The organism is Streptomyces sp. BYX5S (genome assembly GCF_054724165.1).
Genome location: NZ_CM138829.1, coordinates 8167026 through 8191418, shown reverse-complemented (window position 1 = coordinate 8191418; position 24393 = coordinate 8167026). Strand labels below are relative to the sequence as shown.

The 24393-nt window shown below is 71.1% G+C and carries 23 protein-coding genes and 1 tRNA gene; 9 read left to right on the top strand and 15 right to left on the bottom strand.

The features are described from left to right. Positions 1-3: 3 nt before the first annotated feature. Positions 4-846 carry a M24 family metallopeptidase gene (locus tag ACYBSK_RS37050; protein ID WP_460244712.1) on the bottom strand — a complete coding sequence of 281 codons (843 nt, stop codon included), beginning with the start codon at positions 844-846 and terminating at the stop codon, positions 4-6. A gap of 241 nt (positions 847-1087) precedes the next feature. Here ACYBSK_RS37050 and ACYBSK_RS37045 point away from each other — a divergent pair, with 241 nt between their 5' ends. The 6 genes from ACYBSK_RS37045 to ACYBSK_RS37020 all read left to right on the top strand — a co-directional run bounded on the left by ACYBSK_RS37045 (position 1088) and on the right by ACYBSK_RS37020 (position 5345). Next, positions 1088-2098 (top strand): ABC transporter ATP-binding protein, encoded by a 1011-nt coding sequence (locus ACYBSK_RS37045; RefSeq protein ID WP_460247175.1) that lies wholly within the window; start codon positions 1088-1090, stop codon positions 2096-2098. After that, a complete protein-coding gene (locus tag ACYBSK_RS37040) occupies positions 2095-2997 on the top strand; it encodes an ABC transporter permease (RefSeq protein WP_457481554.1) in 903 nt (300 codons plus the stop codon). The genes ACYBSK_RS37045 and ACYBSK_RS37040 overlap by 4 nt, the downstream gene beginning before the upstream one ends. After that, positions 2994-3905 (top strand): ABC transporter ATP-binding protein, encoded by a 912-nt coding sequence (locus ACYBSK_RS37035; RefSeq protein WP_460244711.1) that lies wholly within the window; start codon positions 2994-2996, stop codon positions 3903-3905. Before ACYBSK_RS37040 ends, ACYBSK_RS37035 begins: the two co-directional genes overlap by 4 nt. A gap of 9 nt (positions 3906-3914) precedes the next feature. After that, positions 3915-4634 (top strand): ABC transporter permease, encoded by a 720-nt coding sequence (locus ACYBSK_RS37030; RefSeq protein WP_457481552.1) that lies wholly within the window; start codon positions 3915-3917, stop codon positions 4632-4634. Between the two features lie 138 nt (positions 4635-4772). After that, on the top strand, positions 4773-5018 hold the full coding sequence (locus ACYBSK_RS37025; RefSeq protein WP_457481551.1) for an SGM_3592 family protein: 246 nt from the start codon (positions 4773-4775) through the stop codon (positions 5016-5018). A 241-nt stretch (positions 5019-5259) separates the two neighbouring features. Next, a tRNA-Ser gene (locus ACYBSK_RS37020) sits at positions 5260-5345 on the top strand. Between the two features lie 217 nt (positions 5346-5562). Here ACYBSK_RS37020 and ACYBSK_RS37015 read toward each other — a convergent pair. The 9 genes from ACYBSK_RS37015 to ACYBSK_RS36975 form a co-directional block, all read right to left on the bottom strand. After that, the gene (locus ACYBSK_RS37015; protein WP_460244710.1) at positions 5563-6387 is read right to left on the bottom strand and encodes an HAD family hydrolase; all 825 of its coding nucleotides are present in this window, start codon (positions 6385-6387) and stop codon (positions 5563-5565) included. A 107-nt stretch (positions 6388-6494) separates the two neighbouring features. After that, positions 6495-7766, bottom strand: coding sequence for a serine--tRNA ligase (serS, locus tag ACYBSK_RS37010; protein WP_457481549.1), 1272 nt, complete (start codon positions 7764-7766; stop codon positions 6495-6497). Positions 7767-8397: 631 nt separating this feature from the next. Beyond that, a complete protein-coding gene (pheA, locus tag ACYBSK_RS37005) occupies positions 8398-9333 on the bottom strand; it encodes a prephenate dehydratase (RefSeq protein ID WP_457481548.1) in 936 nt (311 codons plus the stop codon). A gap of 62 nt (positions 9334-9395) precedes the next feature. Continuing rightward, complete coding sequence (efeB, locus tag ACYBSK_RS37000; RefSeq protein ID WP_460244709.1) at positions 9396-10697, bottom strand: iron uptake transporter deferrochelatase/peroxidase subunit; 1302 nt, start codon at positions 10695-10697, stop codon at positions 9396-9398. A gap of 6 nt (positions 10698-10703) precedes the next feature. Next, positions 10704-12692: a copper resistance CopC/CopD family protein gene (locus ACYBSK_RS36995; protein WP_460244708.1), complete on the bottom strand. Its 1989-nt coding sequence runs from the start codon at positions 12690-12692 to the stop codon at positions 10704-10706. 16 nt (positions 12693-12708) lie between these two features. After that, positions 12709-13182: a copper chaperone PCu(A)C gene (locus ACYBSK_RS36990; RefSeq protein WP_460244707.1), complete on the bottom strand. Its 474-nt coding sequence runs from the start codon at positions 13180-13182 to the stop codon at positions 12709-12711. Further along, the gene (locus ACYBSK_RS36985; RefSeq protein WP_460244706.1) at positions 13179-13862 is read right to left on the bottom strand and encodes an SCO family protein; all 684 of its coding nucleotides are present in this window, start codon (positions 13860-13862) and stop codon (positions 13179-13181) included. The genes ACYBSK_RS36990 and ACYBSK_RS36985 overlap by 4 nt, the downstream gene beginning before the upstream one ends. Before the next feature lie 79 nt (positions 13863-13941). Next, on the bottom strand, positions 13942-14694 hold the full coding sequence (locus tag ACYBSK_RS36980) for a YcnI family copper-binding membrane protein (RefSeq protein WP_457481543.1): 753 nt from the start codon (positions 14692-14694) through the stop codon (positions 13942-13944). 156 nt (positions 14695-14850) lie between these two features. Continuing rightward, positions 14851-15642, bottom strand: a complete 792-nt coding sequence (locus ACYBSK_RS36975; RefSeq protein WP_460244705.1) for a hypothetical protein — start codon at positions 15640-15642, stop codon at positions 14851-14853. Positions 15643-15833: 191 nt separating this feature from the next. Here ACYBSK_RS36975 and ACYBSK_RS36970 point away from each other — a divergent pair, with 191 nt between their 5' ends. Beyond that, positions 15834-16292: an ATP-binding protein gene (locus ACYBSK_RS36970; protein ID WP_460244704.1), complete on the top strand. Its 459-nt coding sequence runs from the start codon at positions 15834-15836 to the stop codon at positions 16290-16292. Between the two features lie 75 nt (positions 16293-16367). On the opposite strand, the gene ACYBSK_RS36965 is transcribed toward ACYBSK_RS36970, so the two are convergent. Then, complete coding sequence (locus ACYBSK_RS36965) at positions 16368-17831, bottom strand: aminopeptidase P family protein (RefSeq protein WP_460244703.1); 1464 nt, start codon at positions 17829-17831, stop codon at positions 16368-16370. 125 nt (positions 17832-17956) lie between these two features. Next, positions 17957-19465 carry a PP2C family protein-serine/threonine phosphatase gene (locus ACYBSK_RS36960; RefSeq protein ID WP_460247174.1) on the bottom strand — a complete coding sequence of 503 codons (1509 nt, stop codon included), beginning with the start codon at positions 19463-19465 and terminating at the stop codon, positions 17957-17959. 533 nt (positions 19466-19998) lie between these two features. On the opposite strand from ACYBSK_RS36960, the gene ACYBSK_RS36955 reads away from it, so the two are divergent. Beyond that, positions 19999-20694 carry a bifunctional DNA primase/polymerase gene (locus tag ACYBSK_RS36955; protein ID WP_457481539.1) on the top strand — a complete coding sequence of 232 codons (696 nt, stop codon included), beginning with the start codon at positions 19999-20001 and terminating at the stop codon, positions 20692-20694. A 56-nt stretch (positions 20695-20750) separates the two neighbouring features. After that, a complete protein-coding gene (locus ACYBSK_RS36950; RefSeq protein WP_460244702.1) occupies positions 20751-21521 on the top strand; it encodes a hypothetical protein in 771 nt (256 codons plus the stop codon). A gap of 216 nt (positions 21522-21737) precedes the next feature. Here ACYBSK_RS36950 and ACYBSK_RS36945 read toward each other — a convergent pair whose 3' ends face one another. The 3 genes from ACYBSK_RS36945 to ACYBSK_RS36935 all read right to left on the bottom strand — a co-directional run bounded on the left by ACYBSK_RS36945 (position 21738) and on the right by ACYBSK_RS36935 (position 24321). Further along, the gene (locus ACYBSK_RS36945; RefSeq protein ID WP_460244701.1) at positions 21738-22700 is read right to left on the bottom strand and encodes a DUF5926 family protein; all 963 of its coding nucleotides are present in this window, start codon (positions 22698-22700) and stop codon (positions 21738-21740) included. Positions 22701-22803: 103 nt separating this feature from the next. Further along, complete coding sequence (locus ACYBSK_RS36940; protein ID WP_457481536.1) at positions 22804-23442, bottom strand: ATP-binding protein; 639 nt, start codon at positions 23440-23442, stop codon at positions 22804-22806. Positions 23443-23514: 72 nt separating this feature from the next. Continuing rightward, complete coding sequence (locus ACYBSK_RS36935) at positions 23515-24321, bottom strand: glycerophosphodiester phosphodiesterase (protein ID WP_457481535.1); 807 nt, start codon at positions 24319-24321, stop codon at positions 23515-23517. Positions 24322-24393: the final 72 nt, after the last annotated feature.

The window sequence follows — 24393 nt, the reverse complement described above, 5'->3', positions numbered from 1 at the left end:
TCATCAGATGCCCTCCGCCCAGCGCCGCACGTGCGGCAGATCGTCGTCCAGCCAAAAGGCGCTCTCCTGCGCGTCCTTGGAGTCGGTGACCACGAGCAGCTCCTCGAACTTCGCGCCCGTGCCCCGGAATCCGAGGTGCGGTTCGACCGCCCACAGGCCGGGCGTCGGCGGATGGTCGGAGAACCGGTACGGCGACCACAGCGGCGACCAGCCGTCCCGGTGCCCGTGCAGCGCGTCGCTCGCCAGGCCCTTCAGGGACTGCGTGCCGAAGCCGAACAGGGTGGGGTTGAACCGGCGCTCCCGGACCCGGTCGACCTTGTGCGCGATGACGCCGAAGGGGTACGCGCGATGCCGGTTCGCATACCCCTGGCGGACCATCAACCGCTCCACGTCCTCGTAGATCTCCCGCAGCGAACGGCGCTCGCGCACCTCGCGCAGGATCAGCTCACGGTGCGCCTCAAGATCCGAAAGCAGCTTGTCGTGCACGGGGTTGAGGCCGAGGCAGCCCGAGTAGCCGATGTCCGCGGTGAATCCCCTGTGCACCGGCGCCATGTCGAGGATGAAAGGCATCCCCGCCTCCAGCCTCCGGTTCGTCGGAAAGAACTGGAGCGGCACCCGGAAGTCCACGAACGCCGTGCGGTCGCCGAACCAGGCGAAGGGGAGGTGGAACCAGTCCCGCACGCCGCGCTCGCGCAGCCACTCCCGCTGCATCCGCGCCGCGTCGCGCTCGGTCACGCCGGGTTTGAGCCGGCCCGCGACCGCTTCCGCACACGCGTACGCGAGCCGCTGCACTTCTCTGAACCCCCGCAGCTCAGCCGAGAGTTCACGTACCACCGCTGAGGTCATGCCGTCCGTCCCGACCGTCGCCGTACGCGTTCGTAACTTGACACTGATGAATGTGACAATGCCTGGCGGCGACGTCAAGGGGTCTGCACGGGGCCGCTCGGACGGAAGGTCGGGGTGGGGCTCCGGGCGGGGCTACTCAGGGTGGATCCCTAGGGACCCGTAATACTCAGGTCTCATACGAGGTCCACACCACGGTCTGACGAATTGGTGTGGCCTGCGCCACTACGGTCGAACCGTGACTGTGATCGCGACCGAAAGCCTGAGCAAGCGGTTCCCCCGGGTGACCGCGCTTGACCGGCTGACCATGGACATCGGGCCCGGGGTGACCGGACTCGTCGGGGCCAATGGAGCCGGCAAGTCCACCATGATCAAGATTCTTCTTGGTCTGTCCCCCGCGTCGGAGGGCCGTGCCGAAGTGCTCGGACTCGACGTCGCGACGAAGGGCGCCGAGATCCGCGAGCGGGTCGGGTACATGCCGGAGCACGACTGCCTGCCCCCGGACGTCTCGGCCACCGAACTCGTCGTGCACATGGCGCGCATGTCGGGCCTGCCCCCCACCGCCGCCCGCGAGCGCACCGCCGACACGCTGCGGCACGTGGGCCTGTACGAGGAGCGCTACCGCCCCATCGGCGGCTACTCGACGGGCATGAAGCAGCGCGTGAAGCTGGCCCAGGCGCTGGTCCACGACCCGCAGCTGGTGTTCCTGGACGAGCCGACCAACGGCCTGGACCCGGTCGGCCGGGACGACATGCTCGGCCTCATCCGCCGGGTCCACACCGACTTCGGCATCTCCGTCCTCGTCACCTCGCACCTGCTCGGCGAGCTGGAGCGCACCTGCGACCACGTCGTGATCATCGACGGCGGCAAGCTGCTGCGCTCCAGCTCCACCACGGACTTCACGCAGGCCACGGCGACGCTCGCGATCGAGGTCACCGACAGCGACGAACACCCGGACGGCACCAAGGCGCTGCGCGAGGCCTTCGCCCGGCTCGGCATCGAGACGGCCACCGGCGGCGAACTTCCCGGCGCGGGACACACCGTGCTGATCACGGCGCAGGGCGAGGAGACGTACGACGTCGTGCGCGACGTCGTCGCGGACCTCGGCCTCGGCCTGGTCCGGATGGAACAGCGCAGGCACCAGATCGCGGAGGTCTTCCGCCCCGAGGAGCAGCAGCCGGAGCAGGACTCCGAGCGCGCCGCCGCCTGGGCGGCCACCGCCGCTTCGCAGCAGACGGGAGGCGCGGCGCGATGACCACCGAGCCCAGCGCTGTGGACCGCGCGTCCACCCAGATCCACAACATCGGCTACCGCCACTACGACGGCCCCCGCCTCGGCCGCGCGTACGCCCGCCGCTCGCTCTTCTCGCAGAGCCTGCGCGGGGCCTACGGACTGGGCCGCTCGGCCAAGTCCAAGGTGCTGCCGATGCTGCTCTTCATCGTCATGTGCGTCCCGGCGCTGATCATGGTCGCGGTGGCCGTCGCCACGAAGGCGAACGACCTGCCCGTCGACTACACGCGCTACGCGGTGCTCCTCCAGGCGGTGATCGGCCTCTACGTGGCGTCCGCCGCGCCCAACGCCGTCTCCCTGGACCTGCGCTTCAAGACGATCCCCCTCTACTTCTCCCGCCCCATCGAGCGGGTGGACTACGTGGCCGCGAAGTTCGCGGCCCTGACCTCCGCCCTGTTCGTCCTCACGGCCGCGCCGCTGCTCGTGCTGTACATCGGCTCTCTGCTCGCCAAGCTGGACTTCGCCGAGCAGACCAAGGGATTCGCCCAAGGACTGGTTTCCGTGGCGCTGTTGTCGCTGCTCTTCGCCGGGATCGGCCTCGTCGTCTCCGCCGTCACCCCGCGCCGCGGGTTCGGCATCGCCGCCGTCATCGCGGTGCTGACCATCTCCTACGGCGCCGTGTCCACGGTCCAGGCGATCGCCGACGCCCAGGACAACGGCGGGGCGGTGACCTGGCTGGGCCTCTTCTCACCGATCACGCTCATCGACGGCGTGGGGACCGCCTTCCTCGGGGCGGGCTCGTCCTTCCCGGGGGCGCACGGCCCCTCGGCGGCCCAGGGCCTGGTCTATCTGCTCGTCGTCCTCGCGCTCATCGCCGGCTCCTACGGGCTGCTGATGCGCCGCTACCGGAAGGTCGGACTGTGACCACGATCAACATCGACCACGTCTCACGCTGGTTCGGCAACGTGGTCGCCGTCAACGACGTCTCGATGAACATCGGCCCCGGCGTCACCGGCCTGCTCGGCCCGAACGGCGCGGGGAAGTCCACGCTCATCAACATGATGGGCGGCTTCCTCGCCCCCTCCAACGGCTCGGTGACCCTCGACGGGGAGCCGATCTGGCGCAACGAACAGATCTACCGGCACATCGGCATCGTCCCCGAGCGCGAGGGCATGTACGACTTCCTCACGGGACGCGAATTCGTCGTCGCCAACGCGGAGTTGCACGGCCTCGGCAAGAAGGCGGCCGGGGAGGCGCTGGCCACGGTCGAGATGGAGTACGCGCAGGACCGCAAGATCTCGACGTACTCCAAGGGCATGCGGCAGCGCGTGAAGATGGCCTCCGCGCTCGTCCACAGCCCGTCGGTGCTGCTCCTCGACGAGCCGTTCAACGGCATGGACCCGCGCCAGCGCATGCAGCTCATGGACCTGCTGCGACGCATGGGGGACGACGGCCGCACCGTCCTGTTCTCCTCGCACATCCTGGAGGAGGTCGAGCAACTGGCCTCCCACATCGAGGTGATCGTCGCGGGCCGGCACGCGGCCAGCGGTGACTTCCGCAGGATCCGCCGCCTGATGACCGACCGCCCGCACCGCTATCTGGTCCGCTCCAGCGACGACCGGGCCCTGGCCGCCGTGCTGATCGCGGACCCGTCGACGGCGGGCATCGAGGTCGACCTGAAGGAGGGCGCGCTGCACATCCAGGCCGTCGACTTCGGCCGGTTCACGACGCTGCTGCCGAAGGTCGCGCGGGCGCACGGCATCCGCCTGCTCACGGTCTCGCCGTCCGACGAGTCCCTCGAGTCCGTCTTCTCGTATCTCGTCGCGGCGTAGGAGGCCCTGATGTACGACCCCACTGTCGCCCGGCTCACCTACCGGGCCCTGCTCGGCAGGCGCCGGGCCCTCATCCTCTTCGCGCTGCCCGTGCTGCTCGTCGTGATCTCCGGCCTGGTCCGCGGACTCACGGGAGCCGACGACCAGACGGCGACCGATCTGCTCGGCGGGTTCGCGCTCGCCACGATGGTGCCGCTGATCGGCGTCATCGCGGGGACGGGCGCGATCGGCCCGGAGATCGACGACGGCTCCGTCGTCTACCTGTTGTCGAAGCCGATCAAGCGGCCCACGATCATCTTCACGAAGCTCATCGTGGCCATCGGCGTGACCATGGTGTTCTCCGCCGTCCCGACACTGATCGCGGGCTTCATCCTGAACGGGAACGGGCAGCAGATCGCCGTCGCGTACACGGTCGCCGCGCTCGTGGCCTCCATCGCGTACGCCGCGATCTTCCTGCTGCTCGGCACGGTCACCCGGCACGCGGTCGTCTTCGGCCTCGTCTACGCCCTCGTGTGGGAGGCCCTCTTCGGGTCGCTGGTCTCCGGGGCGCGCACGCTCAGCGTGCAGCAGTGGTCGCTCGCGGTCGCCCAGAAGGTGGCCGGCGGCGACCTCGTCACCTCGGACGTGGGGCTGCCGCTCGCGACGGTGTTCCTCGTGGTGGTGACGGTGCTGGCGACCTGGTACGCGGGGCAGAAGCTGCGCACGCTGAAGCTGGCCGGGGAGGAGTAGGGCCGCCGCCCCCCCCCCCACGGGGGCCGGTGTCCGTCTTGATGCTGTTTTCACCCTCCCACCCGGACACTGGTGGGAGGGTGCGCCGTCCCACGGCCGCCCCGAAGCACACCGCACCGCAGACCCGGAGGGCCCGCGATGGCAGACGAGACGAACCGCGAGGGGGAGGACCGGACCGGTCGGGGCGACGACGCCTGGGACGACGTGGTCCTGGACATGGACTTCATACGGGCCGCCGAGACGACCGAGCCGTCGGCGCGGGCGCGCATGCTCGCGCGGCGCTGGCGCAAGGGCGGGCCGGAGCCCCAGCCGTGGCGCTCGGACGAGCCGCCCGCGGGCTGGTTCTTCAGCAAGGCGCGGCGCCGCAGGTGGCGTCGCCGATAATTCGGTGGCGGTCAACTCGGCCGCGCGGCACAGTAGTTGTGTGAGCACGCCGACCACGGCGTGCGAGGACCGGGAGAGGAGCGCGGCGATGTCCTTCAGTAGTCCGTCGAGCTCCCGGCGGGGCGGCCTCAGGCAGGCTCCGGAGTAGTCATTGCACTCCGTCGAGCCCCGCCTCAGGGGCGACGCCCGGGGCGGCCGCTTCGAGCGCGTGTCCCTTCCGTGACACGCGGGCCGCCCACCCGGAGGATTGGCCGAGTGGCAAGGCACCGGCTTGCTAAGCCGTGGTCGGGGCGATCCCCCGCGCGCGTTCGATCCGCGCATCCTCCGCACAGAACCAAGCCCCTGCGGCGATCGACCCTCTTCAAGCCCTCGCGGCGATGCCCAGCGGCGCCCGGACCTCTTCAAGCCCTTGGGGGCGATCGAGCAGCGGCGCCCGGACCTCTTCAAGCCCCTGCGGCGATTGAGCAGCGGGGTCCGGGGCGGAGCCCCGTGCCGTAGGAACGGCCGACCGGGAGAGGGTGACGGCCGACCGCCACCGGGGCCCTCAGCCGAGCAACCGCTCCAGCACCACCGCGATCCCGTCGTCCTGATTCGACGACGTCACCTCACTGGCCACCGACTTCAACTCCTCGTGCGCGTTCGCCATCGCCACCCCGTACGCCGCCCACCCGAACATCGGAATGTCGTTGGGCATGTCGCCGAAGGCAATCGTGTCGGCGGCCTTCGCCCCCAGCCGCCGCGCCGCCAGCGAGAGCCCCGTCGCCTTGGAGAGCCCGAGCGGCAGCAGCTCCACGATGCCCTCACCGGCCATCGTGACGCCCACCAGGCCGCCGGCCGCGTTGCGCGCGACCTCCGCCAGCTGGTCGTCGGTGAGGCCGGGATGCTGGACGTACACCTTGTTCAGCGGCTCGGCCCACAGCTCGCCGAGCTCCGTGAACGGCACGACGGGCAGCGGCCCGTCCTGCACCTGGTAGCCGGGTCCGACGATGACCTCGCCCTCGATGCCGTCGCGGCTCGCGGCCAGCGCCAGCGGCCCCACCTCGGCCTCGATCTTGGCGAGCGCGATCCCCGCCAGCTGCCGGTCCAGCGTCACCGAGGTGAGCAGCCGGTGCTCCCCCGCGTGGTAGACCTGCGCGCCCTGCCCGCACACCGCGAGGCCGTCGTACCCGAGGTCGTCGAGGATGTGCCGGGTCCACGGCACCGCCCTGCCGGTCACGATGATGTGCGTGGCGCCCGCCGCGGTGGCCGCGGTGAGCGCCTCACGCGTGCGCTCGGAGACCGTGTCGTCGGAGCGCAGGAGCGTTCCGTCGAGGTCGGTCGCCACGAGCTTGTACGGGAAGGCGGGGGCGAGGGGAGCGGGATGGCTCACGTGGCGTTCGGCTCCAGGCTCTACGGGCGGTGCGGGCAGTGCGTGCGCTGGGGGCAGTGCGGGGACGGGACGGGCCGCGTCGTCGACGCGGCCCGCTCAGCCCGCGACTACTTGGGGTCCAGAGTGGTGCGTCCACCAAGGTAGGGCCGCAGCATCTCCGGGACCCGCACCGAGCCGTCCGCCTGCTGGTGATTCTCCAGAATCGCCACGATCGTGCGCGGGACGGCGCACAGCGTGCCGTTCAGCGTCGCCAGCGGCTGCGTCTTCTTGCCGTCGCGCATCCGGATGGACAGGCGGCGCGCCTGGAACCCGTCGCAGTTCGAGGCGGAGGTCAGCTCGCGGTACTTGCCCTGGGTCGGGATCCACGCCTCGCAGTCGAACTTGCGCGAGGCAGAGGAGCCGAGGTCGCCGGTGGCGACGTCGATCACCTGGAACGGCAGCTCCAGGCCGGTCAGCCACTGCTTCTCCCACTCCAGGAGCCGCTGGTGCTCGTTCTCCGCGTCGTCCGGGTGGACGTACGAGAACATCTCGACCTTGTCGAACTGGTGCACGCGGAAGATGCCGCGGGTGTCCTTGCCGTACGTACCGGCCTCGCGGCGGAAGCACGGCGAGAAGCCGGCGTAGCGCAGCGGCAGCTGGTCCGCGTCGACGATCTCGTCCATGTGGTACGCGGCGAGCGGGACCTCGGAGGTGCCGACCAGGTAGTAGTCGTCCTTCTCCAGGTGGTACACGTTCTCCGCGGCCTGGCCGAGGAAGCCGGTGCCCTCCATGGCGCGCGGGCGCACCAGCGCGGGGGTCAGCATCGGCGTGAAGCCGGCCTCGGTGGCCTGCGCGATCGCCGCGTTGACCAGCGCGAGCTCCAGCAGGGCGCCGACACCGGTGAGGTAGTAGAAGCGCGAGCCGGAGACCTTCGCGCCGCGCTCGACGTCGATGGCGCCGAGCGCCTCGCCGAGCTCCAGGTGGTCCTTGGGCTCGAAGCCCTCGGCGCCGAAGTCGCGGATCGTGCCGTGCGTCTCCAGGACGACGAAGTCCTCCTCGCCGCCGCGCGGGACGTCGGGGTGGACGATGTTGCCCAGCTGGAGCGCGAGCCGCTGCGTCTCCTCCTCGGCCTCGCGCTGCTCGGCCTCGGCGGCCTTCACGGCGGCGGACAGCTCGCCCGTCTTCTTCAGCAGCTCCTGGCGCTCCTCGGGGGAGGCCTTGGGGATCAGCTTGCCGAGCGACTTCTGCTCGGAACGGAGTTCGTCGAAGCGGAGCCCGGACGACCTGCGCCGCTCGTCGGCGGACAGGACGGAGTCGACGAGCGCGACGTCCTCTCCACGGGCGCGCTGGGAGGCGCGAACACGGTCGGGGTCCTCACGGAGCAGGCGAAGGTCAATCACCCCTCAAGGCTACCGTTGCGCGGTTCGGGCCCACGACCCGATATCCGTTGCACTCCCTTATGCCCTATTTGCCGGAATGTGAATTATGGGTGGAGCGTGACCGGAAAAGATCCACACCGGCTCCTGGCGGCGAGTCAAGGAAAACCTGCCACTTTCCCTTGAAAGGGGCAGATGCGGCACTCCTCCTTGACCCGATCCCCTTGCCTCGGGCGGGACTTGGGGGCCCGCTGTCCACAGTTGCGCACAGCCCTGGGGAGTTATCCACAGGCTGTGAGAATGATCTGTGGATGCCGGAAGGGATCATTCCGAAAGCCGCATGCGTCACGAAGAATTCCCCACTCAAACCGCTCGCAAGCTCACTTTCGGGTGGAAATGCTTCACTCCAAAGAGTTGATCAAGGGAAATGCCTGGACGAAGGGTGACCTGCCGGGCTGTGGACACATGTGGGGCCTGTAGGGCGATTTGTCGACCAACCAGCACCTTCCTGTCGACTTGTCCCCAGGTCGAGAAGGCGCCCTGTGGATAACTTCTGTGGATGAAGAAAATCCGCTGGTAGGACAGGGCGCGCAGACGAAAAGCAGCCGGACCCGGCGGTGGAAAACCCGGATCCGGCAGGTGCCGGCGAGGTGCGCTAGAAGCGACCGTCCTGGCAGCGCGCCAGCCAGTCCGACGCCGCCACGAACGCGCCGTCCGACGTTCCCGGCCGCTGCGGGCGCACGTCCTCGACGCCGACCCCGGCCCGCGGGTACGAGCCGAGGAAGCGCACCTCCGGGCACGCGCGCTTCAGCCCCATCAGCGCCTCCGCCACCCGGCGGTCCGCGATGTGGCCCTCCGCGTCGATCGCGAAGCAGTAGTCACCGATGCCCGTTCCCGTGGGCCGGGACTGCAACAGCACCAGGTTGACGCCGCGGATGGCGAACTCCTGGAGCAGCTCCATCAGCCCGCCGGGGTGGTCCTCGCGCTGCCAGATGACGACCGAGGTCTTGTCCGCGCCGGTGGGCGCGGCGGGACGTGCGGGCTTGCCGACCAGGACGAAGCGGGTCTGCGCGTTCTCCGCGTCGTGGATCTCCGTGACCAGCGGGACGAGCCCGTACTTCTCGGCCGCGAACTCGCCGGCGAACGCGGCGTCGTACCGCCCTTCCTGTACGAGTCGCGCGCCGTCGGCGTTCGAGGCCGCGGACTCCCAGGTCACGTCCTCGGCCAGGTGGGCCTTCATCCAGTTGCGGACCTGCGGCTGGGCGGCCGGGTGCGCGGTGACCGTCTTGATGTCGCCGATCGCCGTGCCGGGACGCACGAGCAGCGCGAAGGTGATGTCGAGCAGCACCTCGCGGTAGATCATCAGCGGATCGCCCGCGACCAGCTCGTCGAGGGTCGTGGTGATGCCGCCCTCGACGGAGTTCTCGATCGGTACGAACGCGGCCTCGGCCTCCCCGCCGCGCACGGCGTCGAGCGCCGCGGGAACGGACACCATGGGGACCAACTCCCGGGTGGCCGTCTCCGGGAGCGTGCGCAGGGCGACTTCGGTGAAGGTGCCCTCGGGGCCGAGATACGCGTAGCTGGCTGGCATGGCCTCACCCTAATGGGCCGTACGGAACCGGGCTCACGCGTACGTGAGGCCCCTCTCGCCGCTCACCCCTCCAGCAACGCCTGCCCCACGTACCCGCCCTTGTCGGCGCCGCCCGGCACCGCGAACAGGCCGCTCGCCTCGTGCCGGATGAACTTCGACAGGGCGTCGCCGCGGTCGAGCTTGCGCTGCACCGGGACGAAGCCGCGCAGCGGGTCCGCCTGCCAGCAGATGAAGAGCAGGCCGGCGTCCGGGACGCCGTCCTCGTCGAAGCCGTCGTGGTACGAGAACGGGCGGCGCAGCAGCGCGGCACCGCCGTTCTGGTCGGGCCGGGTGATGCGGGCGTGCGCGTTGATCGGGATGACGAGGTCGCCGTTCGCGTCCGTCTTCTCCAGGTCCGGCTCGGTGGTCTCCTTGCCACCGGACAGCGGGGCACCCGTGGACTTCTTGCGCCCGATGACGTTCTCCTGCGCCGCCGTCGACAGCTTCTCCCAGTCGTCGAGAAGCATCCGGATCCTGCGCACGACGGCGTACGAGCCGCCGCCCATCCACGCGGGGGACTGCGCGGAGCCCGAAGCCGGCACGAAGATCCGCTGGTCGAAGTCGGCGTCCGCGGGCCTGGGGTTGCCCGTGCCGTCGATCTGGCCCATGAGGTTGCGGGCCGTCATCGGGTGGGCGGTGGCACCGGGCGAGCGGTTGAAGCCGTTCATCTGCCAGCGCGGCTTGGCGGCGCCGCCCGCGTCCTTCTGGATCGCGCGCAGGGCGTGGAAGGCGACGAGCGGGTCGTTGGCGCCGATCTGCACCCACAGGTCGCCGTTGCTGCGCGCCTTGTCGAGGTGGTCGGAGTAGAAGTCCGGCAGCGGGTCGAGGGCGGCGGGGCGCTGCTTCTCCAGCCCCGTACGGGAGAAGAAGCTGTGGCCGAAGCCGAACGTGACGGTCAGCGAGGACGGACCGGCGTCGAGGGCCACCCCCGTGTCCCCCGAGGACGAGGGCTCGCCCGCCATCAGCCGCTCGGCCGTCGCCGACCAGCGGCGCATGAGGGCGGTGGCCTCCTTGCGCCCCGCCCCCGCCGCCAGGTCGAACGCGACGAGATGGCCGCGGGACTGCATCGCGGTGGTGATTCCGGGCTGATGTTTCCCGTGAAACATCACCTCGTCCGCCCCGAGCGAGGTCAACGCCGTCTGCTGCTCGGGGGAGTCCGAGGACGCCACGGCGTACCCCGCGCCCGCGCCGACGGCGCCGAGCGCGACGCCGGTGGCGCCCGCCGTCCCGATCAGGCGGCGCCGCGAGATGCCCGCGCCCCGGCCGGAGTCCTCGGGGCGGTTCTTCGTGTCGGGCGTGTGAGCCGTGTCAGCCGTCTCAGCCATGGTGGTTCAGCCGATCTTCGCGTTCTTGTTGATGGTGATCTGGTCGATGTCCGACGTACGCACGGTCAGGGCGACCTTCCAGTTGCCCGCCACGGGGATCTGCACGCCGCTCGCCGTCCAGTGTCCGGTGGCGATGTGGTCCGGCACGACGGGCAGCGGCCCGATCTTCTTCGACTCCAGGGTGAGGGCGACCTTCACCTCGGGGACGTCGAAGGCCTTGCCGTTCGGCCGCTCCACATAGAGGTGCATCTCGTTGTTGCCGGTGCGGCCGGGGTCGACCTCCAGCAGGGCGGTCCCCTTGCCGTCCGTGCCGCCGGTGTCGAACGGGATCTTCAGGGAGACCGGGCCGGTCGCCGCCTGGGCGGCCGAGGTGGCGGACTTGGCCTCCTCCTCGGTGCGGCCCGGCTCGGTGGACGTCAGCACGGTGGTGACGGCGAGCAGGACGACCGCGATGCCGGCCTCGGCCAGCACCGAGCGGCGCAGCCCGAAGCGGTGCGGGTCGGCGTCGCGCACCCGCTTCTCGCGGGCGCTCGCCATCGCGGCGCGCTGCCGGGCGAGCTGGGCGGCGCGCTCGGGGTCGGCGTTCTTGGCCCCGGCGGTCACGGAGACCGGTTCCTTCTTCGTGGCCGGGGACTTCACGGGCGCCCGCTGCTCCGCGGCCGGGGCGACGGCGGCGGTCTCGGACAGCCGCGCCGTCCACTTCCGGGAGATCCAGGCGACGCCGACGAGCACGACGACGAGCCCGACCTTCACCATCAGCAGCTGCCCGTACCGCGTCCCGGTCAGCGCCGACCAGGAGCCGACCTGCCGCCACGACTGGTAGATCCCGGTCGCGACGAGGACGACGACGCTGCCGAAGGCCACGCGGGAGAACCGGCGCACGGTCGACCCCTCGATCGTCGGCACCCGGTACAGGGCGACGAGCAGCGTGGTCAGACCGCCCAGCCAGGCGGCGACGGCCAGCAGGTGCAGGACGTCGACGGGCATCGCGAGCCCCGCCTGGATCCCGGTCGAGGCGTGCTCGGCCATGGCCCAGGTGGCGGCGAGCCCGGCCGCGACCACGGCGCCGCCGACGGAGAGCCCGAAGGTGAGATCGTTGCGCTCCTTCGCCTCGTTGCGCTCCGTTCCCTTCTCGCGCCCGTCCCCTGCGCCCTCGCTCCCGTCCTCCGTGTCCTCGCTCCCGTCCTCCGCGTCCTCGCTCCCGTCCTCCGCGTCCTTCCTCGCGTACGCCCCGAAGAGCACCGCGATGAAGAGGGCGGCCGCCGCGAGCAGCAGCAGCCGGGACGTGAGCGCGGCGCCGGTCTTCGTCTGGAGGACCTGGCCGAGCAGTGACATGTCGAAGATGTCGGCGAGCTTCCCCGACCCGGTGTACGAGCCGCGCAGCAGCAGCATCGCCAGGGTGGCGGCGGTCAGCGCGGTCCAGGCGCCGACCACGAGCCGCTGCACCGGCCTGCTGCCCGCGCCGCGCCGCCAGCAGCCGAGCACGAACGCGGCGCCGCCCACGAGCAGCGTGAACCCCGCGTACGAGACGTAGCGCGCGAAGCCGTAGAGCCCGCCGACGACACCCCCGCCCGCGTTCTGGTCGGCGACCACCGCGGTCGTCTTGGAGGGCGCCCCGACGGAGAAGGTGTAGGCGCCGGACACGGGGTGGCTGTCGGCCGAGACGACCTGGTAGGCGACGGTGAACGTGCCGTCGGGCAGGCCCGAGTGCAGCCCCACCGCGTAGGTCGTGCCGCCGGGGTGGGTGACCTTCCCGTCGTCCACGCGCTTGCCGGCGGGGTCGAGGACGCGGACCGCGCCGTCGGAGATCGCGACGCCCTCGGAGAAGGTGAGCGACACCTTCTTCGGCGCCGTGTCGACCACCGCTCCCTGCTCGGGGTCGCTCCCGGTCAGCGCGGCGTGCGCGGAGGCGGGGGCGGCGCCGGCCAGGAGCGCGCCGGTGACGGCGAGGAAGAGCAGCACCAGCTGCCAGGTGCGGGGAGCGATGGTCTTCACGTACAGGTCAGCCCCTTCAGTGCGAAGCGTGCGACGGGTTGTAGGTGGCGACCTTCACCGGGAAGGAGACCGTGACGGAGCCGGACTTCGCGAAGTGCAGCTTCACCGACACCTTGTCGCCCTCCGCGGGCTTGCGCTTCAGGTTCTCGAACATGAGGTGGTTGCCGCCGCGTTCGAAGTCGAGCTCGCCGTTCGCGGGCACGGCGAAGGAGTTTCGTTCCTTCATCACGCCCCCCTTGGTGCTGTGCAGGGTGACCTTCCCGGCGATGTCGCTGCTCGCGGAGGTGAGCGTGTCGGCGGCGCCCTTGTTGTGCACGAGGAAGAACCCGGCGGCCATGTCGCCGGAGGCCGGTTCGGGGATGAACGCGCCCTCGACCTTCACGTCGGGCCGGCCGGCGGAGTCCTCGGAGTCCGAGCCGGAGCCGCAGGCGGTGAGGGCGAGCCCCGCCGCGAGCGTCACGGCGGCGAGGGCGAGGGGCGTGCGCCTCACGGCTTCTCCCCCTTGATGATCTTGGGGAGGTCCTTGGTGTAGTCGTCGACCGTGGCGTCCTCGCCGTAGAGCACGTAACCGGCGTTCGTCTTCGGCGAGAAGCCGATGACCTGCGTGCCGTGCATCGACACGAGCTTGCCCTTCTTGTCCTTCTGCGTCGGCTCGATGGAGATGCCGAGCGTGCGGGCGCTGCCCTGGATGGTCGCGAAGTCGCCGGTCAGACCGATGAAGTCGGAGTCCTGCGCCTTGAGCCACTTGCCGAGCACGGCCGGGGTGTCGCGGTCCGGGTCGGTGGTGACGAAGACGACCTGGAGCTCGTCCTCCTCGGACTTGGGCAGCGACTTCTTGGCGACGGCGATGTTGCTCATCGTCAGGGGGCAGACGTCGGGGCAGTGCGTGTAGCCGAAGTAGATCAGCGTCGGCTTGTCCTTGGTCTGCTCGCGCAGGTCGAACTTCTTGCCGTGGGTGTCGGTGAGGACCAGATCCGGCTTCTCGAACGGCTTGTCGAGGACCGTCGCGGCCTTCTGCGTGCCGGTGTCGGAGGACACCTCGGCGACGGGCTTGCCGCTGTCGTCGCCGCTGCCGCAGGCGGTCAGGGCGAACGTCGCCACGGTGACCAGCCCGACCGCGGCCAGCAGGCTCTTCCTGTTGAACGTCGTGTTCTTGCGGGGGTTGCGCATAGAGAAATGTCCCAGATGTGAGGTGGCCGGCGGGTGCCGGGGTCGCCCACCGCGACCCCGGCACCCCCCCGAAGGTGGCTCAGCTGTTGGTACGCCGACGGCCCGCCATCACGCCGAACGCCACACCGGCGGCGCCGACGACGATGCCGACGATGCCGAGGGCGCGGGCGGTGGTGTCGCTGCCGGAGCCGTCGGAGTCCGTGGAGGCCGCGGCGGCCTCCTTCTTGTCGTCGTCCGCGGCGTCGTCGTCGGAGGCGCCGGACGCGCCGTGCGCGTCGTCGTCGGCGTCCGAGAGCTCAAGGACGGGGGCCGGGTTCTCCGGCTCCTCCTGGCCCTCCTGCTGCGGCTCGATCCAGCGCACGACCTCCTTGTTGTCGTACGTCTGGAGCGCCTTGAAGACGAGTTCGTCGGCGTCGGTCGGCAGCTGGCCCACGGACACCGGGAACTTCTGGAAGTAGCCGGGCCGCACACCCTTGTCGTCGCCGGAACCCGTCGCGGTCCACGTGACCTTGGAGACGGCCTCGGTGATCTTCTCGCCGTGCATCTCCATCGGCTTGTCGAGCTTCTTCTTGGTGACCTCGGCCTTCCATCCGGGCACCGGCTCCGGCATGACGGAGGCGAGCGGGTGCTCCGTGGGGAAGGTGACTTCCAGCTTGGTGGTCGCGGCGTCGTCGCGCTCGTTCGGCACCTTGAAGTCGACCACGGCGTAACCGCCCTTGGCGGCCTCGCCCTCCGGCTGCACGCTCACGTGCGCGAAGGCGGGGGCGGAGACGAGGACGACGGAGGAGACGGCGGCGGCACCGACGAGAGCGGCGCGGGACATCTTCTTCATGACTGAGTGAACTCCACGTTCAGCGGGATCCAGCGAAGGGCGAAGGGGCGCGCACCCGGAACGCCGCACTAAAAGAGGCAGCGAAAAAGCGGGTACGCGCGCGTGCCGCACGGCACGGCCCACCCCCCGCAGTACGCGGTGGAGTACGCGTGCCGTTCAGGCAGCGAGAAGGAACGTGTCGGTCGCGGGCGGCCCGCGCCGGCTCACCGAGTGCTGAAGTGCCGCCGCCCGCAGGGCCGGTGGTTCGGCGAACCCGGCACGCGCGGCGAGCGGCAGGACGGGCGCTCCCCAGAGCCCCGCCCCGAGGGCCCGTACGAGCCCGAGGACGGCCCGCAGCGAGCGGACCGGGCCCGCGAGGGCGACGCTCTGCGCCGAGACCCGCGAGAGCCGCGCGACGCGGCTCAGGGCGAGGTCGCCGTGGCGCAGCAGCCAGCCGGCGCCGAACGCGGCGAGCAGATGCGCGAGCAGCATCGGCAGCGACGGCAGCAGCGACATCGAGGACCCGGCGGCGTCCGCCATGTGGTGCGCCTCGCCGGACGGCACGCGCGCGTTGTCGAGGATCCGCTGGGCCTGCGCCGGGCTGAGCGTCGACGCGCCCGCCCCGCACATGAGCCGCGCGGCCCGCTCGACGGCGGACGGTTCGGCGGAGGCGGAGGCCATCGTCATGGTGTGCTGCTGGCCGAGGCCGAAGAGGCTGTGCAGCGCGATCTGTCCGGCCCCCAGCGCGGCGGCGATGCCCGGCAGGGAGCGCTCGCGCCCCGTCAGCGGCACGGTCGCACACAGGACGCCCAGGAAGCCGAGCGACAGTGTCCACAGCGGAACGGTGGCCGTGGAACCCAGTACGTGCCCCGCCGCGGACAGCACGACGCAGACCGCGGCGAACACCGCGGCCCTCAGCAGCCGGAGACCGGCCGCGCTGCGCGCCTGGCGCTGGTGGGGGGCAGACATGGCGGGCTCATCATCGCACTGGCTTCACACGCTCCATACGGCAGGTCCGCAAGATCCCAAATCTCCCGTACAGGGTCCGCGGCGGTATGCGCGTCGGCCGTATGGGCGTCATCACGTCAACTGCGCGATTGCGCGGGCCCGGTGGTGGCAATACGTATCGGTATGTCGAGTCGCGACCAGGAGGCGGGAGCATGAGCATCTGGTGGTCCCTCCATCTGCGACGCGACGCCGCGAGCGTGCCGCTCGCCCGGCGCCTGTTCATGGGCACCATGGAGACCGCGGGCGTCGACCCCGACATCTCCTACGACCTGTCGGTCGCGCTCAGCGAGGCGTGCGCGAACGCCGTGGAGCACGGCGGTACCGGGACGAGCGAGGCGTCCGACGCGTTCCGGGTCACCGCTTACCTGGACGGCGAGAAGTGCCGTATCGAAGTCGCCGACACGGGGCCCGGCTTCGCCGCCACCGGCAACCGCGCGGCGGTGTCCGTCCGCCCGGCGCCCGACCACGCGGAGCACGGCCGCGGCCTGTGCCTGATCCAGGAACTCGCCGACCACGTGCACTTCGTGAACAGGCCCGGCAAGGGCGGCGCCGTGGTCAGCTTCGACAAGATCCTCAAGTGGCGCGAGGACGCACCGCTGATGGCGGTGTGAGTCCCGCACGGCGCACCACAAGGGAAGGGCCGCACTCGGTGAGTGCGGCCCTTCCCTTGTCGCGTCTTTCGGCGCTCAGCCCTTCAGGCGGGCCATCCACGCCTCGACCTCGTCGGCCTTGCGGGGCAGCCCGGCCGACAGGTTCGTGTTGCCGTCCTCGGTGACGAGGATGTCGTCCTCGATCCGGACGCCGATGCCGCGGTATTCCTCCGGCACCGTCAGGTCGTCGGCCTGGAAGTACAGACCCGGCTCGACCGTGAGCACCATGCCGGGCTCCAGCGTGCCGTTCACGTACGCCTCGGTGCGCGCGACCGCGCAGTCGTGGACGTCCATGCCGAGCATGTGACCGGTGCCGTGCAGGGTCCAGCGGCGCTGGAGGCCCAGCTCCAGGACGCGCTCGACCGGACCCTCGACCAGGCCCCACTCGACGAGCTTCTCGGCGAGCACCCGCTGCGCGGCGTCGTGGAAGTCCCGGAACTTGCCGCCCGGCTTCACGGCCGCGATACCGGCCTCCTGGGCCTCGTACACGGCGTCGTAGATCTTGCGCTGGAGGGCGCTGTACGTGCCGTTGATCGGCAGCGTGCGGGTGACGTCGGCGGTGTAGTACGTGTGCGTCTCCACACCGGCGTCGAGCAGCAGCAGGTCGCCGGAGCGGACCGCGCCGTCGTTGCGGACCCAGTGCAGGGTGCAGGCGTGCGGGCCCGCGGCGCAGATGGAGCCGTAGCCGATGTCGTTGCCCTCCACGCGCGCGCGGAGGAAGAACGTGCCCTCGATGTAGCGCTCGGACGTGGCCTCGGCCTTGTCGAGGACCTTCACGACGTCCTCGAAGCCGCGCACGGTCGAGTCGACGGCCTTCTGGAGCTCGCCGATCTCGAACGCGTCCTTCACGACGCGCGCCTCGGAGAGGAAGACCTTCAGCTCCTCGTCGTGCTCGGCGGTGACCTTGTCGGTCAGGGCGGCCTCGACGCCGGCGTCGTAGCCGCGCACGACGCGCACCGGGCCGGTGGCCTCGCGCAGGGCGTCGGCGAGCTCGCGCACGTCGGAGGCGGGGATGCCGTACAGCTTCTCGGCCTCGGTCAGGGAGTGGCGGCGGCCGACCCACAGCTCGCCCTGGCCGTCGAGCCAGAACTCGCCGTTCTCACGGTTGGAGCGCGGCAGCAGGTAGAGCGTCGCGTCGTGGCCGCCGGTCTTCGGCTCCATGACGAGGACGCCGTCCTCCGTCTGGTTGCCCGTCAGGTACGCGTACTCGACCGAGGCACGGAAGGCGTACTCCGTGTCGTTCGAGCGGGTCTTGAGGTTGCCCGCGGGCACCACGAGGCGCTCGCCCGGGAAGCGGGCGGACAGGGCGGCGCGGCGGGCGGCGGTCTCGGCGGCCTGGGCGATCGGCCGCAGGTCGTGCAGCTCGGTGTCGGCCCAGCCGGACTTCATGTTCTCGGCGAGCTCGTCGGACACGCCCGGGTAGAGGCCGTTCTTGCGCTGCTTGATGGGCTCCTCGGCCTCAGTGGCCTCCGGGGTCTCCGGGTTGAGCTCCTCCGACACGGTTCCTCCTCGACACGGCGGGTCCGGTGAAATGCCCTGGATACGGCAATGGACCCCCTCCATCGTACGAGCGTACGGAAGGGGGCCCAGGGCCGGAGGACCCGTGACGCAGAGCGTTCCGGAGGTCACTCGAAGCGGGCCGCGAGCAGCACCACGTCCTCCTCGCTCTCGGCCGTGTCGAGCCCGTCCGGGAGCATCGCCCGCAGCACGTGGTCGGCGATCGCCGCCGGGTCCTCGCGCAGGCCCTTGGGCACGCTGGCGGCCGCCGCGTGCAGCCGGGCGAACGCGCGGTCCATGGGGTCGCCGGTGCGGCGCAGCAGCCCGTCCGTGTAGAGCAGCACGGTCTCGCCGGGATCCGGCGTGATCTCCACGCTCGGCGCCTCCCAGCAGGCGAGCATCCCGAGCGGCGCGGACAGCGTCGTCTCGGCGTACTCGGTGCGCCGCTCGCCGATCACCAGGGGCGGACTGTGCCCGGCGCCCGCGAGGACGATCTTGCGCTGCGCGGGCTCGCAGTAGGCGAACAGGGCGGTCGCGCTGCGCGCCGGTTCGGTGAGGCGCAACAGGAGCTCCAGGTCGGACAGGACCGCCACCGGGTCCTCGCCCTCCATCACCGCGTACGCCCGCAGGGAGGCGCGCAGCCGGCCCATCGCGGCGACCGCGCTCGCGCCGGAGCCGCTGACCGAGCCGACCGCGAGCCCGAGCGCCCCTTCGGGCAGCGGCAGCGCGTCGTACCAGTCGCCGCCGCCGCGGGGCCCGGTGCGGTGCCGGGCGGCGAGCTGCACCCCGGCGACCCGGGGCAGCCGCGGCGGCAGCAGCTCGTCGGCGATGGTGCCCGACCACGCGCGCGTGCGCTCCAGTTCCAGGAGGCGGGCGACGTGCTCGGTGGCGTAGCCCGCGTACAGGCCGATGAGGTGGAGCTGGCGGTCCGTGGGCTCGGCCGGTTCGTCGTAGAGCCAGACCGCGGCGCCGAGCCGGCCGGCCGCCTCAGTGGCGAGCGGCATCGCGTAGCTCGCCGCGTAGCCGAGGCGTGCGGCGACCTCGCGGTGGCGCGGGTCGAGCCCGTCCTCGGCGAGCAGATCGGCGCGCGCCTCGGGCTCGGTGCACAGCCCGTCGAGGATCCGCCCGTACGAGGTCGCGCCGCGCGGCACGGTCTCGATGTGCCCGAGGTCGGGCCGGGACAGGCCGAGGCCGACGGTGGTGTCGGGGCCCCGCCCGTCGCCCGGTTCCAGGACGACGAGTCCGCGCCGGGCACCCACCAGGGAGGCTCCGGCGCGCAGCAGCTCGTGCAGCGCGTCCTGGAGTGCCGCCGTGCGGGCCAGACGTTCCGTGAGTTCGTGCAGGGTCGTCAGATCGGAGACCCAGCCCGCGAGCCGGTCCTGGATCACCGCTCCGGGTGCCACCGTGGGGGAAGTGACCTGCGACACGGTGGGAGCGGGCGCGACGGTGGGGGCTGGAGAGGGAACCTGTCCAGGAGGGGAATCGATTCCGGCCACTTTCGGCAGGCGCGGGGTTGTCATGGCTTCCGGCTTTCCGACCGGTGCATATTGCTCATTAGCATCGCAAACCCCCATGTCATTCTGCGCCGCTAGCAATGTCTCCACATGTACACGGCCTCGTGAGGGGATGTCCAGCATTGTCCACTTGAGATTCCCGGTGTCTGCCGTGGTCACGCGGCATGAGCGGTAAAACGATCTCTGTTCTCATATGTGATCCCGTGTTGATCCCGAGCCGATCCCGATCGTTCGAAGTTGGCCAAAAACTGCCTGAGGGAACGGCATATTGAGGTCGACTGGCATTGTTCAGCTGTGGTCGACAGAGCGTCATAGCGGCCGTGATGGGTACGTAGTCGGTGAAGACCAGGGGCAGTTGGGATCCACCCGGAACCTGGTGACGGAACCGGGCGTCATAACCATCGGCGACCGAGCCCCATCCTCCCGTGGCGGAGGCGGCGAGAAATGCACGGGACGGCAAACGCCAGGCGCCGCCACCCCACGCCAGGCTTTTAAAGGACACAGCAGGCGCTCGGACTATAGGGGTGCCCCCTGCCTCAGGCCGGCTTTTCAGGCTGGGGTGAGGCGCTCCAACACGTACGCGCAGTGACTGATCGACACATGGTGTGATGTGGCCCATAGCGTTCTCTTCGGTCTACGGAAAGGAACGAGCGCTCATGCGCGAGATCCTCGGAAGGCGACGCAGGCTCCTGTCCAGGCGTGACAACGGGAAGTCTGACCTGATCAGCGCGGCCCTCACGTTCGCGACAGCGTGGCAGTGGCCGGTTCTGCCGGGCATAGGGCTCGAGGCGGGAGGCCGTCGTGACGGTGTCCGCTGTGCCTGTCCCGACCCGGAGTGCACGGTGCCCGGCGCGCACCCCTTCGACCCGGGGCTGCTCGCGGCGACGACCGATGAGCGCATGGTCTGCTGGTGGTGGACCAACCGCCCGCACGCGCCGATCGTGCTGGCCACCGGTGCCCCGTCCGGGAACTCCGGGGGGCGCGCACCCTGCGCGGTGAGCCTCCCGGCCGTCGCGGGCGCCCGCGCACTCGCGGCGCTCGACCGCAGGGACGTCCGGCTCGGCCCGGTGATCGCGACGCCGGAGCGGCTCGCGATCCTCGTGGCGCCGTACTCCATGGAGCAGCTCGGCGAGCTGCTGTACGCGCAGGACTTTGTCCCCGGATCGCTGCGGTTCCACGGCGAGGGCGGCTACCTCGCGCTGCCGCCGTCGCTCTCGGGCGCCGGACAGGTGCGCTGGGAGCGCGCCCCGCTGCCCGGTTCGGCCGCCCCGTGGGTGCCGGACGTGGAGGCCGTGGTCGGCACGCTGGTCGACACCCTCACTCGTACGGGTGTGAGCGCGCCCGAGTTGTAGTGGAATCGGGCGCGCGGCGGGCCGGTTGGCGGGGTGTGCGCCGATATGTTCGGTGCATGCCTGCCGCGCCACCTCCCTCCCGGCTCCCGGACGCGATCGCGCAGGAGCCGTCGCACACGCGACAGCGACCGCACGCACGCCTCCGTCTGTTCGGCCTTCTCGCCGTGGTGGCTCTCACGGCGGCGCTGCCGCTGGCGGGCGCGTCGGCGGGCCCGGTGGACGACGGACCCGAGCGGCCGGCCGCCGCCGGTACGGGCGCGAAGACCCCCGAACCGGCCGAGAGGACCTCCGGCCGGGGCGAGAGCGCGGACGGCGCGGACGACGCCGACGCCGCGCGGAGCGCCGACCGGACGAGCGGCGGCACGTCGGACACCGGCGGGACCACGGGTGACCGTCCCGGTGGCGCCGACGGCAAGGCCGCGGCCGGCGATCCGGCCGGGCCGGAGTCCTCGAAGCCCTCCCTGCTCAGCGGCCTCGGCCTCACCACCGAGGCGCACTGCGGCCCCCAACTGTCCGCTCCCGAGGGCATCGAGGCGCAGACCTGCGTCCTGGTCCAGGAGCGCGACACCTGGGCGCGCACCTACTACCGCAATGCGACGGGCTCCGCGCTGAACGCCGTACTGACCCTGATGGCGCCCGGCGGGCGCACCGTGCAGCTGCACTGCGCGGTGGGCGCGGAGGACGAGCCGGGGATGTGCGAGACGCCGCGGGGGCGTACGCGGGGCGGGCCCGAGCAGTACGCGGCGGTGGCGGAGTACGCGAGCGCGGGGGAAGGGCCGCTGCTGCTGCGCTCCGGAAGCAACTCGGCGCCCTCGCGGCGGGGTTGAGCCCGGCGGGCGCGGAGCGGACATGGAAGCGCCCGGTTGCTGGCGACGGGGGATGCACCAGCAACCGGGCTACTTGAACGGTAACAAGAGATCGCTGGTTCGCAAATTCGATCTCTTCTATTCGGACATGGATTTACCTGCAACTACCGGGAGTTGTGACCCGTCTCACCTTGCGGTTCAGGGGTGTGTTCCCGTCCCGATGGGCTGACCGGTCGGTCAGCTGAGGGTCACCTGGCGGTTGGTGAGCCCACCGCGCGCGCGGCGCTCCTCCGGGGCCAGCGGCGCGTCCGTGGCCAGCGCGCCCGCCAGTCGCTCGGCGAACTCTGCGGCCGGCTTCTCGATGTCCCCCGCCTTCACGGAGCTGGGCAGGTCCCAGACCGGCACGGTCAGACCGTGCGCCCGGAAGGAGCCCACCAGGCGCGTGCCCTCGCCGAGCGAGGACGTGCCCGCCGCGTGCAGCCGCGCCAGCGCGTCGAGCAGCTTCTCCTCGGCGTGCGGCATGACCCACCGCAGGTGGTTCTTCTCCGGGGTCTCGCACCAGTACGCGCTGTCCACGCCGCTGAGCTTCACCGTCGGGATCGCCGCCGCGTTGGCCCGCTCCAGGGAAGCGGCCACGTCGCCCGACGCGTTCTCCGAGTCCGGAACCCAGAATTCGAAGCCCGTGTGCACGATGGGCTCGAAAGTGCCCTCCGGGGCGAGGACGTCCTGGAGGCGCGGGCCGTCGGCCGGAGCGCGGCGGGCCTGCACCGGATTGCCCGGCTCCGCCTCCAGCGCGCGCAGCAGCGTGTCGGCCAGGTCGCGGCTGATGTCCCCGGTAGGCGTGTCGTTCTGCAGGCCGAGCAGGACCGAGCCGTCCTCGCGGCGCAGCGCGGGCCAGGCCATGGGCAGCACGGTGGCCAGGGTCACCGAGGGCACACCCTCGGGCAGGCCGTCCTTCAGCGTCAGCTCGACCGTCGCCGCGGGCACCAGCTCCCGCAGCGCGACCCAGTCGCCCTCGCCGGGCAGGTCCTCGAAGGGGCGCTGCACCAGCTCGGTCACGGCGTGCGCGGCCGCCCGGCCGTGGCAGGCCTTGTAGCGGCGACCGCTGCCGCAGGGGCAGGGTTCGCGGGCACCGACGACCGGGATCTCTCCCTCGGCGACTTGGTGCTTGCCCTTGGTCTGCGGGCGCTTCTTGGCCATCTTGGGTGTCTCCCGGATACGGCTCTCGTACGTACGGCGCGAGCCTAGCCGCTCGTACCGACAAGAGAGTGATGCGGCCCAACTGGCCGTGCGCGACCGGCTTTCAGGCCAGCTCGTCGAACGGGTCGGGGAACCCCAGGTCGGCCAGGTCCGTGACGGGCGGTGCGGCCACCCGCGCGGCGAAGTCGTCCCGTCGCCCGGCCGCGGCCTCCGCGTGCACGTCCTTGTGGACGATCACCCAGACGGTGACCTCGCCCCGGACGCCGTCCCGTACGCCCCAGTCGTCCGAGAGCGCCGAGATGATGTTGAGCCCGCGGCCGCCGTGCGCGGTGATCGAGGGAGTGGCCGGAACCGGGCGGGTGGGCCCGCCGCCGTCCGTCACCTCGACCGCGAGGCAGCCCCGGTCGTCCACGCGCCATGCCGCGCGCACGTCACCGTCGCCCGCCAGATCGTCGCCCAGCGGCCTGCCGTGCCGGCACGCATTGCTGAGCAGTTCGGAAAGGATGAGAACTGCATCGTCGATGACCGATTCCGGCACGCCGCTCATGCGCAGCTGTTCACGCATGCGACGCCTTGCCGAACCCACGCCCGCAGGGCCATGGGGTACGGCCATGCTCGACGACGCGGGCACCTCCTGTGCCACCACCAACGCCACCCCCGAGACCTCCTTTGCCCCACGCCACGGTGTGAATGCCCCATTGGATTGGACCGGAAACCGGCCATCCCGCTTCCGGTGACGCACTCGTGACGATCGAATACGGTCCGAACGCGCCGGAGCACACCCTGTGACGCTCTGCGCAGAAGGTGGCCGGAATCAACTCCTGCCGAGGCGTTGCAGCACCGCGGCGGGCCGGTTGGTGATGATCGCGTCGACGCCGAGGCGCGCGCAGAGGTCCACGTCCTCGGCCTCGTCCACCGTCCACACGTGGATCTGGTGACCCGCGCGCGCGAGCTTCTCGACGTAACCGGGGTGGCCCCGGACGATCCGGATGCTGGGGGCCGCGATGTGCACGCCCCTGGGGAGGCGGCCCTCGCGGTGGCGCGGCGAGACGAACTGCATGAGGTAGACCGTCGGCAGCGTCGGCGAGGCCTCCTGGACGCGCAACAAGGAACGCGCGGAAAAACTCATCACGCGCACGCGCGAGGGCTCGTCCTGCGCCGGGGCGTCCAGGCCGAACCGCTTGAGCAGGAGCAGCAGCCGCTCCTCCACCTGCCCCGCCCACCGCGTGGGGTGCTTGGTCTCGATCGCCAGCTCCACCCGGCGCCCCGCGTCGGTGACCAGCTCCAGGAGACGCTCCAGCGTCAGCACGGAGGTGTCGGCCGCGTCGCTCCCGGTCCGGTCGGGGCCCTCGTCGTGGTCCTTCCAGGAGCCGAAGTCCAGGGCGGCGAGGTCCGAGAGCTCCAGTGCCGACACGGCGCCGCGGCCGTTCGACGTACGGTTGACGCGACGGTCGTGCACACATACGAGATGGCCGTCGGCCGTGAGCCGGACATCGCATTCGAGGGCGTCCGCGCCGTCCTCGATCGCCTTCTTGTAGGCGGCCAGTGTGTGCTCGGGGGCGTCCTCCGAGGCACCGCGGTGGGCGACGACCTGGATGCGCTGCTGTGGTGCGAGGGTCACCGCGTCATGGTGCCACCGAGAGGTGGGTACGCGAGAAAAGTTCGGCCCAGCGGATGCGTCCGATTTGCCGGA

What these genes read in the sequence shown, in the direction of transcription:
- ACYBSK_RS37050 (WP_460244712.1), bottom strand. Translation starts at nt 846, where the DNA reads ATGACCTCAGCGGTGGTACGTGAACTCTCGGCTGAGCTGCGGGGGTTC.
- ACYBSK_RS37040 (WP_457481554.1), top strand. Translation starts at nt 2,095, where the DNA reads ATGACCACCGAGCCCAGCGCTGTGGACCGCGCGTCCACCCAGATCCAC.
- ACYBSK_RS37030 (WP_457481552.1), top strand. Translation starts at nt 3,915, where the DNA reads ATGTACGACCCCACTGTCGCCCGGCTCACCTACCGGGCCCTGCTCGGC.
- ACYBSK_RS37025 (WP_457481551.1), top strand. Translation starts at nt 4,773, where the DNA reads ATGGCAGACGAGACGAACCGCGAGGGGGAGGACCGGACCGGTCGGGGC.
- pheA (WP_457481548.1), bottom strand. Translation starts at nt 9,333, where the DNA reads ATGCCAGCCAGCTACGCGTATCTCGGCCCCGAGGGCACCTTCACCGAA.
- efeB (WP_460244709.1), bottom strand. Translation starts at nt 10,697, where the DNA reads ATGGCTGAGACGGCTGACACGGCTCACACGCCCGACACGAAGAACCGC.
- ACYBSK_RS36985 (WP_460244706.1), bottom strand. Translation starts at nt 13,862, where the DNA reads ATGCGCAACCCCCGCAAGAACACGACGTTCAACAGGAAGAGCCTGCTG.
- ACYBSK_RS36980 (WP_457481543.1), bottom strand. Translation starts at nt 14,694, where the DNA reads ATGAAGAAGATGTCCCGCGCCGCTCTCGTCGGTGCCGCCGCCGTCTCC.
- ACYBSK_RS36975 (WP_460244705.1), bottom strand. Translation starts at nt 15,642, where the DNA reads ATGTCTGCCCCCCACCAGCGCCAGGCGCGCAGCGCGGCCGGTCTCCGG.
- ACYBSK_RS36970 (WP_460244704.1), top strand. Translation starts at nt 15,834, where the DNA reads ATGAGCATCTGGTGGTCCCTCCATCTGCGACGCGACGCCGCGAGCGTG.
- ACYBSK_RS36960 (WP_460247174.1), bottom strand. Translation starts at nt 19,465, where the DNA reads ATGCTGGACATCCCCTCACGAGGCCGTGTACATGTGGAGACATTGCTA.
- ACYBSK_RS36955 (WP_457481539.1), top strand. Translation starts at nt 19,999, where the DNA reads ATGCGCGAGATCCTCGGAAGGCGACGCAGGCTCCTGTCCAGGCGTGAC.
- ACYBSK_RS36950 (WP_460244702.1), top strand. Translation starts at nt 20,751, where the DNA reads ATGCCTGCCGCGCCACCTCCCTCCCGGCTCCCGGACGCGATCGCGCAG.
- ACYBSK_RS36945 (WP_460244701.1), bottom strand. Translation starts at nt 22,700, where the DNA reads ATGGCCAAGAAGCGCCCGCAGACCAAGGGCAAGCACCAAGTCGCCGAG.